13 protein-coding genes and 2 pseudogenes are annotated in these 14093 nt (G+C 62.5%); 6 read left to right on the plus strand and 9 right to left on the minus strand.

Annotation, left to right across the window (positions count from 1 at the left end):
• Window positions 1–307: 307 nt before the first annotated feature.
• The 5 genes from AC6CH8_RS16345 (at window position 308) to AC6CH8_RS16365 (ending at window position 5359) form a co-directional block, all read left to right on the plus strand.
• Complete coding sequence (locus AC6CH8_RS16345; protein WP_091468076.1) at window positions 308–1552, plus strand: PucR family transcriptional regulator; 1245 nt, start codon at window positions 308–310, stop codon at window positions 1550–1552.
• 88 nt (window positions 1553–1640) lie between these two features.
• Window positions 1641–2570, plus strand: coding sequence for an ACP S-malonyltransferase (locus AC6CH8_RS16350; RefSeq protein ID WP_178997597.1), 930 nt, complete (start codon window positions 1641–1643; stop codon window positions 2568–2570).
• On the plus strand, window positions 2567–3628 hold the full coding sequence (locus AC6CH8_RS16355; protein ID WP_091468082.1) for a beta-ketoacyl-ACP synthase III: 1062 nt from the start codon (window positions 2567–2569) through the stop codon (window positions 3626–3628). Before AC6CH8_RS16350 ends, AC6CH8_RS16355 begins: the two co-directional genes overlap by 4 nt.
• 117 nt (window positions 3629–3745) lie before the next feature.
• Entirely contained in the window at window positions 3746–3991 is a 246-nt protein-coding gene (locus AC6CH8_RS16360) for an acyl carrier protein (RefSeq protein WP_011692310.1), read from the plus strand.
• Window positions 3992–4123: 132 nt separating this feature from the next.
• Window positions 4124–5359 carry a beta-ketoacyl-[acyl-carrier-protein] synthase family protein gene (locus tag AC6CH8_RS16365; RefSeq protein ID WP_498191501.1) on the plus strand — a complete coding sequence of 412 codons (1236 nt, stop codon included), beginning with the start codon at window positions 4124–4126 and terminating at the stop codon, window positions 5357–5359.
• Between the two features lie 113 nt (window positions 5360–5472).
• On the opposite strand, the gene AC6CH8_RS16370 is transcribed toward AC6CH8_RS16365, so the two are convergent.
• The 6 genes and pseudogenes from AC6CH8_RS16370 to AC6CH8_RS16395 all read right to left on the minus strand — a co-directional run bounded on the left by AC6CH8_RS16370 (window position 5473) and on the right by AC6CH8_RS16395 (window position 10245).
• Window positions 5473–5976 carry a DUF3145 domain-containing protein gene (locus AC6CH8_RS16370; protein ID WP_018776197.1) on the minus strand — a complete coding sequence of 168 codons (504 nt, stop codon included), beginning with the start codon at window positions 5974–5976 and terminating at the stop codon, window positions 5473–5475.
• 234 nt (window positions 5977–6210) lie between these two features.
• Window positions 6211–7137, minus strand: coding sequence for a tyrosine recombinase XerC (locus tag AC6CH8_RS16375; RefSeq protein WP_498191502.1), 927 nt, complete (start codon window positions 7135–7137; stop codon window positions 6211–6213).
• Window positions 7138–7199: 62 nt separating this feature from the next.
• A complete protein-coding gene (dprA, locus tag AC6CH8_RS16380) occupies window positions 7200–8432 on the minus strand; it encodes a DNA-processing protein DprA (protein WP_498191503.1) in 1233 nt (410 codons plus the stop codon).
• Window positions 8429–9304, minus strand: a pseudogene (locus AC6CH8_RS16385) (YifB family Mg chelatase-like AAA ATPase); the annotation flags it as partial. The pseudogene AC6CH8_RS16385 and the gene dprA, both read right to left, overlap by 4 nt.
• Window positions 9305–9514: 210 nt before the next feature.
• Window positions 9515–9736, minus strand: a complete 222-nt coding sequence (locus AC6CH8_RS16390; RefSeq protein ID WP_498191504.1) for a hypothetical protein — start codon at window positions 9734–9736, stop codon at window positions 9515–9517.
• 191 nt (window positions 9737–9927) lie between these two features.
• Window positions 9928–10245 carry a hypothetical protein gene (locus tag AC6CH8_RS16395; RefSeq protein ID WP_498191505.1) on the minus strand — a complete coding sequence of 106 codons (318 nt, stop codon included), beginning with the start codon at window positions 10243–10245 and terminating at the stop codon, window positions 9928–9930.
• A gap of 37 nt (window positions 10246–10282) precedes the next feature.
• Here AC6CH8_RS16395 and AC6CH8_RS16400 point away from each other — a divergent pair, with 37 nt between their 5' ends.
• On the plus strand, window positions 10283–10804 hold the full coding sequence (locus AC6CH8_RS16400; protein WP_498191506.1) for a transposase: 522 nt from the start codon (window positions 10283–10285) through the stop codon (window positions 10802–10804).
• An 800-nt stretch (window positions 10805–11604) separates the two neighbouring features.
• Here AC6CH8_RS16400 and AC6CH8_RS16405 read toward each other — a convergent pair.
• The 3 genes and pseudogenes from AC6CH8_RS16405 to pdxS all read right to left on the minus strand — a co-directional run bounded on the left by AC6CH8_RS16405 (window position 11605) and on the right by pdxS (window position 13800).
• On the minus strand, window positions 11605–12489 hold the full coding sequence (locus AC6CH8_RS16405) for an aldo/keto reductase (protein WP_498191507.1): 885 nt from the start codon (window positions 12487–12489) through the stop codon (window positions 11605–11607).
• A 150-nt stretch (window positions 12490–12639) separates the two neighbouring features.
• Complete coding sequence (locus AC6CH8_RS16410) at window positions 12640–12888, minus strand: hypothetical protein (RefSeq protein ID WP_498191508.1); 249 nt, start codon at window positions 12886–12888, stop codon at window positions 12640–12642.
• Between the two features lie 10 nt (window positions 12889–12898).
• Window positions 12899–13800, minus strand: a pseudogene (gene pdxS / locus AC6CH8_RS16415) (pyridoxal 5'-phosphate synthase lyase subunit PdxS).
• Window positions 13801–14093 lie beyond the last annotated feature (293 nt).

The raw sequence follows: 14093 nt of genomic DNA on the forward strand, positions 1-14093 counted from the left end.
ACTCCTCGCCGCCAAGGGAGAAGTTGAAGCAGGTGCGCTGGAAAAGGCGATCGAAAAGTACCGGCTTCTGGATGTGAACGCCGGCACCACCGGCGGAGCAGGCGGCGACGCCTAACTGTTCGTCGGGTAATTAGCGGCAAAAGCAGCGACAGCAATATCCGCGACGGCGGCTTTCACCGAAAGGTGGGGGCCGCCGTCGGGCGTTAAGCGGGTTAGGACATACATGCCAAGGACGTGACCAGCAACAACACGAGTTGTAGCCTTCTCACAAATGGAGCTTGTCCGTGATGGGCCGTATGCTCGTTCCATGGCAGAGCCGAGCAAAACAACCACCAAGCGCAAGGCAGCATCCCAGGCATTGTCACCCGAAAAGGCTGAAACCCTTCGGCAACTCCGCGCCAACGTGGGCCAGCTGTCCACCAGCACCATGCGCCAGCTCGAGAAATCGCTGCCCTGGTATGGCCGCCTGAGCTCCGATGAACGCTCGGCCTTGGGCCTGGTGGCCCAGAACGGCATCGCGGCCTTCGTGACGTGGTACGAACGGCCCAGTTCGCCGTCGTGGATCCTCACAGACGTCTTTGGCAACGCCCCCACGGAACTGACTCGTTCCATCAGCCTGCAAAAGGCCCTGCAGCTGATCCGCATCGTGGTGGAAGTCGTCGAGGACCAGGTGCCCGTAATTGCCCCGGAATCGGACCAGCCGTCACTCCGGGAAGCCGTATTGCGCTATTCACGGGAAGTAGCTTTCGCGGCCGCTGATGTTTATGCGCGGGCTGCGGAATCCCGCGGGTCCTGGGATACGCGGTTGGAAGCGTTGATCGTTGACGCCATTTTGCGAGGCGAGAACACCGATGCGTTAAGGTCCAGGATCGCAGCCCTTGGTTGGAAAGCGCAGGAGCGATTCACCGTGATGGTGGGAAATTCGCCGTCGGAGCCCAGCGCCAGCTATGTCAGTGAGCTTCGCCGTACCGCCGGCCGCTTCGCCGAGGATGCACTGGTGGGAATCCAGGGCGACCGGCTCATCTTGATCCTTGGCGGGGTGCAGGACCGCGACACAGCCTATGTCAAGCTCAGTGAGCTCTTTGCACCAGGGGCTGTGGTTTACGGCCCGGAAGCAGGCTCGTTGCTTGAGGCGAGCAGTTCCGCCCAAGCGGCATTCGCAGGGCTGACCGCAGCCCGTGCATGGCCGTCCGCGCCACGGCCTGTTGCTGCAGACGACCTCCTCCCCGAGCGTGTCGTTTCCGGTGATGACGCCGCGCGCAGGTCACTGATCAAGAACATTTACAGGCCCCTGCTGGCGGCCTCAAACGGGCTCGTGGAGACCCTGGGCACGTACTTGGAGCTCGGCCACTCGCTGGAAGCCACGGCACGCGAACTATTCGTCCATGCCAACACCGTGCGCTACCGTTTGAAGCGTGTCTGCGATGTGACAGGCTGGGATCCGCTCCTCCCCAGGGAAGCGTTTGTGCTGCAAACGGCGTTGGTGGTGGGGCGCCTTTCGGCCCAACCGAAAGCCGCCGCCGAACGTCACGCGTCACGTTCACAGAACTGAACCGTTGTAGACTTCCTACAAACTGACCCAGTGAGCTTGGTGTACCAAAACACCAGTGGATCACGTGGCAATTTGGAAAGCTGGATACGTGCTTGCAATCGTCTGCCCTGGACAGGGCTCCCAGACCCCCGGATTTTTGGCCCCTTGGCTGGAACTCCCCTCCGTCGAAGGCCAATTGGCCGTACTGAGCGAAATCGCAGGCATTGACCTCAAGGCCCACGGAACCACCTCGGATGAAGAGACCATCAAGGACACTGCCGTAGCGCAGCCATTGATCGTCGCCGCCGGCCTGGTTGCTGCCAAGTCCTTGTTCGATGTCGAACTCAGCACCCTTCCCGTCATCCTCGCCGGGCACTCGGTGGGCGAAATCACGGCCTCAGCCCTCGCGGGCGTCCTCACCGAGGCCGAGGCCATGAGCTTCGTTCGGGAGCGGGCCAACAGCATGGCTGCAGCAGCCGCAGTGACCCCCACGGGCATGAGCGCCGTTGTGGGCGGAGACCCGGCCGAGGTCCTGTCGGCAATTACTGCCGCGGGTGCCACACCAGCCAATGTCAACGGCGCGGGACAAACAGTCGCTGCAGGTACCTTCGAGCAACTCAAGGCTTTGGCGGACAACCCGCCAGCGAAGGCCCGCGTCATTCCCCTCAAGGTGGCTGGCGCTTTCCATACTTCCCACATGGCACCGGCAGTCAGCGCCCTTGAGGCCCTCAAGCCGTCCCTGTCGCCGCGAAACCCGGCAGTTCCGCTGTTGTCGAACTACGATGGCAAGGAAGTCACAGAAGGGTCTGCCGCAGTCGAAAGCCTGATCGCGCAGGTCTCACGCCCGGTCCGCTGGGATCAGTGCATGGAAACCCTGGTTGAACGCGGCGTCACCGGTGTGATCGAACTTGCCCCTGCCGGCACGCTCGCAGGGCTAGCCAAGCGCGGCATGCCCGGCGTCAAGACGGTTGCTGTCAAAACCCCGGAGGATCTCTCCGCGGCTCTCGCACTCTTTGCTGAATTGGAGGGGCAGGCATGAGCACTCCAGTACTCAACAAGGCTGCTGTCAACGAGAATGCACGCATTCTGGGCATCGGTGCCTACCGGCCGGACGTCATCGTCACAAACGACGACGTGTGCCAGTGGATTGACTCCTCGGACGAGTGGATCCGCCAGCGCACCGGCATCATCACCCGTCATCGTGCAGCCGCGGATGTCAGCGTGATCGACATGGCCGAAGGCGCCGCACGTGAGGCCCTCAAGCAGGCAGGAATTGAACCGTCCCAGCTGGGTGCCGTCATCGTGTCCACCGTGACACACCCGTACGCGACTCCCTCCGCTGCCGCTGCGCTTACCGACCGATTGGGCGCGACGCCGGCACCGGCCTTCGACATCTCGGCCGCCTGCGCAGGGTACTGCTACGGCGTGGCCCAGGCTGATGCCCTTGTCCGTTCCGGCGCTGCCGAGTACGTTCTCGTGGTCGGCGCCGAGAAACTCTCAGACGTCATCGACAACCACGAACGGACCATCTCGTTCCTCCTCGGCGACGGCGCCGGCGCTGTGGTGGTCGGCCCGTCCGATACCCCCGGCATCGGACCTTCGGTCTGGGGCTCCGATGGCAGCAAGTGGGACGCGATCGGGATGACCCACTCCTTGGAAGATGTCAAGAAACTCGGCGAATCTGCCCGCCACTCGGACGAAATCGACGACCCCGCCATCCTCTCCGCGACTCAGGACGTTTGGCCCACCCTGCGCCAGGACGGCCAGACCGTTTTCCGCTGGGCAGTCTGGGAAATGGCCAAGGTAGCCCAGCAGGCTTTGGATGCCGCCGGCATCGAAGCCAGCGACCTCGCTGCTTTCGTTCCCCACCAGGCCAACATGCGCATCATCGACGAGATGGTCAAGAAGCTCAAGCTTCCCGAATCTGTTGTCATCGGCCGCGACATCGCCCAGGCGGGAAACACGTCGGCGGCATCCATCCCCTTGGCAACGCACCGCTTGCTTCAGGAGAACCCTGAGCTGAGCGGCGGCCTGGCACTGCAGATCGGCTTCGGTGCCGGACTGGTCTTCGGCGCCCAGGTAGTGGTTCTGCCGTAGACCGGGACACGTCCCGGCTACCACCAGCCAACTGAATACGACTTACATACCCAAGCCGCAACCCGCGGTTTGCCCCCTTTCCGGCAGTAGCCGGTACAACAAGAAAAGGAGCCAACAATGGCTAGCAACGAAGAGATCCTGGCCGGCCTGGCTGAAATCGTCAACGAAGAAACGGGCCTTGCAACCGAAGCCGTGGAGCTGGACAAGTCCTTCACCGAGGACCTGGACATCGACTCCATCTCGATGATGACCATCGTCGTCAACGCTGAAGAGAAGTTCGGCGTTCGCATCCCGGACGAAGAGGTCAAGAACCTCAAGACCGTCGGCGACGCCGTCAGCTTCATCGCCAACGCACAGGCCTAGTCCTGACACCAGCTGTGCCGGGCCGGGATTCCTATCCTTGCGCCCGGCACAGCCGCAGTAACACCCATAGATTTTCATGCCTCCCCCTGTGAACCGCGCATGCGGGACGGCTATCCGACAGAGAGTGATCGCATGGCACGCAAAGTAGTCATAACCGGTCTGGGGGCCACCACTCCCATCGGCGGCGACGTACCCACAATGTGGCAGAACGCGCTGAAAGGGGTGTCCGGCGCCCGCACGCTCGGCGACGAGTGGGTGGCCAAGTACGACCTCCCCGTCCACTTTGCTGCCCGGGCCTCGACGCCGGCACTTGAGGTCCTGAGCCGCGTTGAGGCAAAGCGCATGGACCCCTCCACCCAGTTTGGCGTCATTGCAGCCCGTGAGGCTTGGTCCGACTCGGGGATTGAAGAAATCGACCACGACCGCCTCGCCGTGGCATTCGCCACAGGCATCGGCGGCGTCTGGACGCTCCTTGATGCTTGGGACACGCTCAGGGAGAAGGGCCCCCGCAGGGTCCTGCCGATGACCGTCCCCATGCTCATGCCCAACGGTGTGGCAGCGGCAGTCAGCCTCGACCTCGGCGCCCGGGCCGGCGCGCACACTCCCGTCTCGGCCTGCGCTTCCGGCACAGAGGCCCTCCACCTTGGCTTGGACCTGATCCGGTCCGGCAAAGCAGACGTTGTGGTTTGCGGTGGCGCTGAAGCTGCCATCCACCCGATGCCGCTGGCCGCCTTCTCTTCCATGCAGGCCTTGTCCCGTCGCAATGATGAGCCGGAGCGCGCCTCGCGCCCCTACGACATTGATCGCGACGGTTTCGTCATGGGCGAAGGTGCCGGTGCGCTGGTACTGGAAGCCGAGGAGCACGCCATCGCCCGCGGCGCGCGCATTTATGCCGAGCTTGCCGGAACGTCCGTGACAGCAGACGCTTACCACATCACAGCACCGGACCCTGAGGGTCTGGGCGCTACCCGTGCACTGAAGGCCGCTATGTTCGATGGGCGGATCCAGGCGGAGGACGTGGTCCACGTCAACGCGCACGCTACCTCGACTCCTGTTGGCGACAAGCCCGAGTACACAGCCCTGCGCGCCGCCCTGGGGACCCACGTGGACAACGTGGCAGTCTCCGCTACGAAGTCGCAAATGGGCCACCTCCTGGGCGCTTCAGGGGCCGTTGAAGCTGTTCTGACCGTACTTGCCGTCTACGAACGTAAGGCACCGGTCACCATCAACCTCGAAAACCAGGATCCTGAGATCCCACTCGATGTTGTGACGTCTGCCCGTGACTTGCCCAGTGGCGACATCGTGGCATTGAGCAACTCCTTCGGCTTCGGTGGCCACAACGCCGTCATCGCAGTCCGGAACGTCTAAGTCCGGCTTTCACCACTGCCTCGATGAGACATGAGAAGGGCCCCACCAACAGGTGGGGCCCTTCTCATTGCTATGGGAGACGTTTTTGAGTCAGTGCTCTGGATCGATTGCTGTTAACCGACTTGGTGCAACCAGCGCACGGGAGCACCTTCAGCTGCGTGGCGGAAGGGCTCGAGTTCCTCATCCCACGCTTCACCGAGCGCTAATGAGAGCTCGTGGTAAACCGCGGAGGGATCCCCTGCACCGGACTCATAGGCGTAGCGGATGCGGTCCTCCGTCACCATGATATTGCCGTGCACGTCGGTGACAGCATGGAAAATACCCAGCTCGGGGGTGTGCGACCAGCGCGCTCCATCCACCCCTTGGCTGGGTTCTTCGGTCACCTCGTAGCGCAAATGGGCCCAACCCCTCAGGGCTGATGCCAATTGCGCTCCCGTACCGGGCGCCCCGGTCCACGACAACTCCGCCCGGAACATTCCTGGCGCAGCCGGTTGAGGGGTCCACTCAAGATCGGTTCGCTTATCCACGACCGATCCGATGGCCCATTCAACATGCGGGCAAAGGGCCGTTGGGGCCGAGTGCACGAACAAGACACCGCGGGTTGTTGCAACAGACATTCCATCCTCCATAGCTGTAGGTACGTCTTCCCCAACGACCTCTGCCTGGATGTTTTGCTGTTGCTGCCGGATGCCATGAAACTCATGCGGGCCCTGACAGGCTATTCAGTTGTAGTACTACAGACGATATTGGCACAGATGTAACCCTCAACCGTGAATTGAAGGTTTCCCCGTGGTGCTTTCATTTTGCCGTACGCTGCACTTTTCCGCCAGTGGCGCCCTTGGGGCGCATACTCAGGCTCTCGGGTGCGCTTGTTGGTAGCTCTTCCGGAGTCGGTCCACGGACACGTGGGTATAGATCTGTGTGGTTGCCAGGCTGCTGTGACCAAGGATCTCCTGAACAGCCCGCAAATCTGCTCCTCCATCCAGCAAGTGGGTGGCCGCGCTGTGCCTGAGTGCGTGCGGCCCTGTGGCGGATGTGTCGCCCAGCGCCTGCAGCAATTGGCTGACCACTGCCCGGATTTGGCGGGGATCAACACGGTTGCCACGCACGCCCAGGAACAAGGCAGGTCCGCTCGTGGCTGTTACCACTGCCTGTCGACCCCGCCTGAGCCAATCGTCCACAGCAACAGCCGCTGGTACGCCGAACGGAACAGTGCGTTCCTTGTTACCCTTGCCCAGCACGCGGAGCGTACGACGATCAGGATCAAGGTCATCTATATCGAGCCCCGCTAGTTCCCCAACGCGGACTCCCGTCGCATACAAGAGTTCCACCATGGCCCTGTTGCGCAAAGCCATGGCGTCCCCCTCGGCGGCTGCAGAGTTCAGGTCATCCACCATCCGGGAGACCTGCTGTTGCTGGAGGACTCCGGGCAGGGACTTGTCCCGCTTGGGTGCCTGCAGACGGACCGCAGGGTCCGTCTGGATAAGTTCCTCCCGGAGCGCCCAGCCCGTGAACGACCTCGCGGTTGCGGCCCGGCGCGCCAACGTGGCCCGGGCCATGCCGGCCTCACTCTGCGCGCCAAGCCACCGACGCAGGGAGCCCAACTCCAATTCCCCAAGTTCCTTGACTCCTTCCTGCACGGCGAAGCCAAGGAGACTCTCGACATCGGCAAGGTAGGCACGGACTGTGTGCGCAGACCTGGCACGTTCGCCCTCCAAATACCGCCGAAAGCCATCGACTGCATCTTGAAGGGGTGCTGGTAGCGATTGTCCGTCCACCCTTCACACTGTGCCAGTTACCAGTACAAAGAAGGTGCATCAACATGCTTCTCCTTGACGGACTAAGCATTTTTGACCCGTTTCCACCCTCCCCCTTCCGAGCCGGCCAAACCCAGCAACCCCAACCGACCCAGGCCGGCCCTCACGGAATCCGCGCTCAGTCCTGCCACCACAGTCAGCTTTTCCACCGAGCTGGTGGACCGGAGAGGAAGTGCGTCCAGAAGAATGAGGTCCTCCAAGGACAGGCCATCGTGCACCGCTGCCTCTGAGTCCTTTTCCTCGCTTGTGGCTTCTCCTATGGCGCCGGCAAGCTCGGCAATTTCGCCGACGTCGGTAACACAGATTGCTCCCCCATCCCGGAGTAGGCGGTGACAGCCTGCCGAATTGGCACTGTGGATGGAACCCGGGACAGCAGCAACAACCCTTCCAATGGTTTCAGCATGGTGCGCTGTGTTGAGGGCGCCCGATCTCCAGCGTGCCTCCACTACCACCGTCACTGATGCCAAGGCGGCAATGATCCGGTTCCGTTGAAGGAACCTGTAACGGGTTGGAGCCGATCCAGGTGGTACCTCAGAGATGACAGAACCTTGAATGGACACTGCGCGAAGAAGGTCCTCGTTACCCGATGGGTAGAAACGGTCCACACCTCCTGCCATGACTGCGATGGTGGGCACGCTGGCGACTCCGCCGCTCAAGGCTCCACGATGTGCGTGAGCGTCGATGCCATAGGCACCACCGGAAACCACGGTATAACCGCGTTGCGCCAAGCCGTAAGCGAGATCACCTGTGACGGATGCTCCGTAATTGGTGCTGTCCCTGGAACCCACCAGGGCGATGGTTTGGCGGGCGGAGGGCAACTGCCGCTCCTGTCCCCGCCACCACAAACAAAGCGGCTCCTGGAGTCCCAGGTCTGCCAACTGCCCGGGCCACAAGTCATCACCGGGGATGATCAATCTCCCACCCAAACGACGCATGGTCTCCAAATCGCGGTCCGGCGCAAGGTCGGCGACGCGCGGTGCCCATCGCCGAAGGCTGGCCGGAAGTCCTGCCCACGACGATGCTCCTCCTCCGTCAACAAGCAATGACGAGATCTCCTGTTCCAGGCTTTGACCTGTTCTCAGCTCGCCGCTTGCAACACCCAAAGCCTCCACGGCGCCTACTGCCCTCACCAATGCGAGGCCTACGGAGTCCTGAGGTTCCATGAGCCGGGCCAATGCTGCCCTGGCTATGCGTTCTTTGTCTTGCTTCCCCAATTCGGCCACTGATGTGAATCCCTTCGTGTCGGTATTTCTCATGTCGCAGCTGCAGCTTGGCGCAGGCCCAGTGCTTGGCCTATGTGATCCATGTCCGGCGTATCGCTGTGCGCGAGATCTGCCAGCGTCCATGCCAGCCGGAGTACGCGGTCGTAGCCGCGCGCAGTGAGGGTGCCCCGTTCCAGCGCAGTGTCCAGAATCCGGGTGGTCCCGGGAGGCAGCCGCAATTCACCCCGCAAGGTTCGCCCCGGCACTTGTGAATTCGTTTCAAGCCCCATGGCCAGCAGTCGCTCAAGCTGGCGTTCCCTGGCTGCCAATACACGTTCCGCGACGATGCGGGTATCTTCTTCTTCACCCGCATGGCCGAAATCGGCCAAGGACACCCGTTCAACCTGCAATTGAATATCCACGCGGTCCAACAGCGGCCCTGAGATTCGTCCGAAATACCTGCGCCGCATCATTGCCGTGCACGTGCAGTCCATGCCTTTGCCGGAGGCTTTTCCGCAGGGGCAGGGATTTGCGGCAAGTATGAGCTGAAACCGTGCCGGGTATGCCGCAGTTCCCGCTGAGCGATGGATGACCAGCTCTCCGCTCTCCAGCGGTTGACGGAGGGCATCCAGTACCCGGCGCTCATACTCCGGGGCCTCGTCCAGGAACAACACGCCCCGATGTGCACGCGAGGCCGCCCCGGGCCGGGGAAGCCCTGAGCCTCCACCGATGATGGCAGCGGCGGTGGCACTGTGGTGGGGATTTTCGAAGGGCGGCCTGCGGACGAGCCGCACCGTAGACGACTGGACAGCGGCCAACGATCGGATAGCCGTAACTTCCATTGCCGCTGTATCGGCCAAATCCGGGAGCAAGCCCGGCAAACGCTCAGCCAGCATGGTCTTGCCGGCCCCCGGGGGTCCGCGCAGCGGTGTATTGGTGCGCTCAATTTCGAGGAGAAAAGATCCCTGCAAAATCACCACAATCAGCCCCTCCTACTGCGATCACCACATACTCACTAACTCTCGAGTTCCGACAGCGCACGCCGGCCAAACTCGCCGTCGAGGGTGAGGGAAAGAGTTGGTGGTGCGTCCGCGTACGTTCCCGGCACTGGAGGCTCGTCCCTGGTTCGCCGCCGGTCAGGTTTCGGTGGTGGTCACAGGAGGCTCACGGGCAGAGCGCTCCGATGCCGTTACCTGCGGTTTTCCACATAGAACAAGACGCTTCTGCCCGCAGCCGTTCGCCGATGCTGCACTGGAGGCATACTCAGCTATGAAGACATCATCCTGCTCGGAGAAGAACGGGTTCTCGTCATCCAGGAGCACGAGGATGGCCGCTGCTGGTGCGGAGAGATCTGGCATTGAGCGGCGTCGGGCTAGGAACTTTGCCGACCACCAGTGTGAGCCCGCTGATCAGCGCTCGCCTGGTTCAGTTGATGTCCGCGCGACGCATGCCGGGCCCCGGCAAATCCAGGGGTTCTCGCCAGCTCGGTCTGCATGACGAAAAGAAAGAACCCCGACAGCCTGAGCTGTCGGGGTTACGTCGAGGCGTGTCAGGAGCCGCTGATCTTCCCTGCCGCGATGAGCTGCTGGGCGCGATGCTGCTGCTCATCGTCGCCAAAGCGCGCCACCGCCGTCATTAGATCCATGCCATCCTCAAGTCCGCCATAGATGTCATCCAGCCGCTCGCGCGAGCCGCCGAGCAGGCTGATACCGCCCAGCGCGTTGATCTGCTCGAGCTGCAGGTACGCGCGGTACACGAGGTCGACGTGCACACCGTCATCGGCGGTGAAGGGGTTCGGGACGTAGTCTGCGTCCGGCGTAAGGCCATCCGTGTCGAGGCCCAACTGGGCCAGCTCGTTCTTGTTCATGGATGCTTCTCCTTGGTTTTGGGACTGTCACTCGGCTGTGACGACTCTCGATCTGAGACCGTCAGGATGCCCCCGGCCGGGCTCCGCCTGGCTGGAACGCCTGCGGGCCGACCACGATGATCAGGTTGCTTTGGACGTCACTTACCTGGCGTACCAGGACGTCATCGACGCCTTTCAGCATACCGATGGGTGGACCAGCAAGCGTGGCATGCAGAAAGTGAATGAGCAGTTGCGCGGGGGCCTGCCGGAAGGGCTTGAAGAGCTTGCCCGGCTGGGCAGGACGCTGCGGCCCGGACGGGCTCAGGTGCCGGCGTTCTACAAGCGTGGAGGCGCATCGAACGGTCCGGTCGAAGCGATCAACGATCGTCTCGAGCACCTACGCGGTATCGGTCTGGGCTTCGGCCACTTCACCCATTACGTCGCACGCAGCCTCCTCCAAGCGCCTGGTGGGAATGCCACCACACTATGGGACTCGCAGCACCGCGCTCTTCTGCGGCAGCAGGGACCAGGAGTCGAAGTCGATACGGACAGCGGCCTCTGGCACGCGATGGAGGTCTGACTCACGGACATGCGGACGAGATGTTCTGGAGAGTGGGAGTCTCAGCAGAGCCGGAGTGCGACATGCACATCTGAGGCCGGGGCCTCGAGACCGGACCCCCGGCACTGCACTGGAGGCCTGCTCAGCTATGAAGACATCATCCTGCTCGGAGAAGAACGGGTTCTCGTCATCTAGGAGCACGAGGATGGCCGCTGCTGGTGCGGCCAGACCTGGGACTGACCGGCATCAGCCTGACTTTACACCAGTGTTTACTGACGCCGGACTACTTCGTTTAGGCCGAACCAGACCGTGCTGGGAAGCGGCCGCACGTCACCCTCGCTCACAAGAACACGCAGTCCCCGCCGGCTAGGCGGGAGCACTTTGTTTAACGGTTCGCAGCGCTCGACGTGGAGACAGCTGGCGCCTGCGGATCCGACTCACGTCTGGAGCCAACAAGGCGGGATACGGCATATGAAGAGCAGGCAGGCCTTCACCGCCGGAGCGACGAGCGCAGAGCACCGTCAACCCGTGTGGACATGCGCTGGGCCGCGAAAGCTCGGGGTGCAGGTCGAGTGAGTGGTAACCACGGGCCATATTGGTCCCCTCCGCTCTCGCCCGCGCATGCACCTGCAAGGACAGCGCGGCGTCTAGGTCCTTGATGAGGTCGGCGGCATTCTCCAGTCCGATGCCAGTTGACCGGGTACAGCAGAGGAGACGGAATGCGCGACGTCGTAGATGAACTCCCGGATCACAGCGAGCATGGCGAGTGGAATATCCCCGTCCTTACCCGGAAATGATGAGTGAGTAAAACGGCTCCAGTTCTACGCCCCGGGAATCACCCTCGCGAAGCTAGTTGGCCGCGGCACGTCCGGGTCCGGTCCATGGCGCTCTCCTAGGTCGAGCGCATCGATGCTTGCAAGTTCGCCCGCGCTGAGTTCGAATTTGAATACGTTGAAGTTCTCCGCGATGCGTGCCGGGTTGGTCGACTTCGGGATGGCTGAGCGGCCCTGTTGCAGGTGCCAACGCAGCATAACCTGGGCTGGGCTTTTAGCGTGGGCAAGCGCTATGGCGACGATCGACGGGTCTTCCATCACGTTCATCTTGCGGTTCTCTCCAAAGCCAGGGTAGAAAGTGACGCCACCGATCGGTGACCATGCCTGGGTGAGGATGCCGTTTTTTGCATTCGCTGCCTGCACGGCCGGCTGTGTGAAGAAGGGATGCAGTTCGATCTGGTTGATGGCCGGGACGATGTTGGTCCTCCCGAGCAGTTGCTCGAGGTGGTGAGGCATGAAGTTGCTGACGCCGACCGTCCGCACACGCCCGTCGCCGAGCAGGGTCTCAAGTGCTTTGTATGCGGCGGTGGTCTTTTCGAAGCGGTCCGGTGCGGGCTGGTGCAGGATGAGCATGTCCAGATAATCGACGCCAAGTTTGGCGGTTGACTTCTCCCAGGCGTGCAAGGTCTGCTCGTAGCCGTAGTCACTGACCCAGACCTTCGTCTCTATGAACACTTCGGATCGATCGAGGCCGGACCTCCTTATGCCTTCGCCGACTTCCCGCTCATTGTCGTATGCGGCCGCGGTATCGATGTGACGGTAGCCAGCTGCCAGCGCGGCCTCGACAGCCGCCGTCGTTTGCTCCGGCGGACTCTGGAAGACGCCCAGCCCGAGGGCCGGCATCGTGACGCCATTGTTGAGAGTAAGTTCCATAACCATGACCTTTCAGTCTGATCTCAAGTTAGCGGTACGAGGTGGGCTGGCCAGTCGCCGCAGGAGTGCGGTGCTTGGGACTGGGGCCCAGCGTGCTTGTTCTCCTCGACGCCGACACCCTGTGCGCCCATGGCCAGGCCAAAACTGATGTCATAAAACGACTCCAGTGTCGACAGGGACCCAATCGTCGCGTTCGAAAGTCTGGCCGTAGGGGACCATGGAACTCAGGGCCACGGTGTAAATGTCCGGACCGTGCCGCGTCACGAGAATGCCCAGCCAGCCTTCTTCGAGAGCATGAGCACGAGCCTTCTCCACCGCAGTATTCAGATCGTCATCAATTTGGCCTTGAGTGTTCCCCCTGACGTGGAAGTATCGCCCTGGTTCGATCGTGGTAATCATCGAATATCACCTACCAGCCGCGTTCGGCGAGGCGGTGCGGCTGCGGGATTTCGTCGACGTTGATGCCGACCATGGCTTCACCAGACCGCGGGAGGCCTTGGCGATCATGTCGGGGTCGTCGAAGAAAGCGGTGGCTTTCACGACGGCGGCGGCGCGCTGGGCCGGGTTGCCGGACTTGAAGATGCCCGAGCCGACGAACACGCCGTCGGCGCCGAGCTGCATCATCATGGCCGCGTCGGCCGGGGTGGCGATGCCGCCGGCGGTGAACAGCACCACGGGAAGCTTGCCGGTGGCGGCAACTTCCTTGACCAGTTCGCACGGGGCCTGCAGTTCCTTAGCCGCGACGTACAGCTCGTCCTCCGGCAGGGCCGCGAGCTTGAGGATCTCGGCACGGATCTGGCGCATGTGCGTGGTGGCGTTGGAGACGTCCCCGGTACCGGCCTCGCCCTTGGAGCGGATCATCGCCGCGCCCTCGTTGATGCGGCGCAGCGCCTCACCGAGGTTGGTGGCTCCACAGACGAACGGAACGGTGAAGTTCCACTTGTCGATGTGGTTGGTGTAATCGGCCGGGGTCAGGACCTCGGACTCGTCGATGTAGTCCACGCCGAGGGACTGCAGGACCTGCGCCTCGACGAAGTGGCCGATCCGGGCCTTGGCCATGACCGGCACGGAGACGGCGTCGATGATCTCCTCGATCATGTCGGGATCGGACATGCGGGACACGCCGCCCTGGGCGCGGATGTCGGCCGGGACGCGCTCGAGCGCCATCACGGCAACGGCACCGGCGTCTTCGGCGATGCGGGCCTGTTCGACGTTGACGACGTCCATGATGACGCCGCCCTTGAGCATCTCCGCCATGCCCCGCTTCACACGGCTACTGCCCGTGAGGAGGGTGGACGAGGTAGCTGTCATTGTTGCTCTCTTTCTCGCTAGGTGTTTCACGACTTTTCCATTCAGCGTTGCCCGAGCCCTGATCAGCGCAGCCGCTGTATTTGGCGATCGGATACCAGCTGATTGCCAGAATGAAGACAGCAAAGGGGTGAACTCTGCCGCGCTTCACCAGCCCCGTCTATGGGGCGGGTGGAAGCGCGATTTTCCACCCACCCCCTGTCGTTGGCCCCGTCAGGCTGTCGCGACGTCCTGGGAAGGCCATGAAAGCGTCGCCCAGGTCTGGAAGACGGTACGGCCGTTTCGGGTATTGCCTG

The organism is Paenarthrobacter sp. GQ52 (assembly GCF_059759005.1).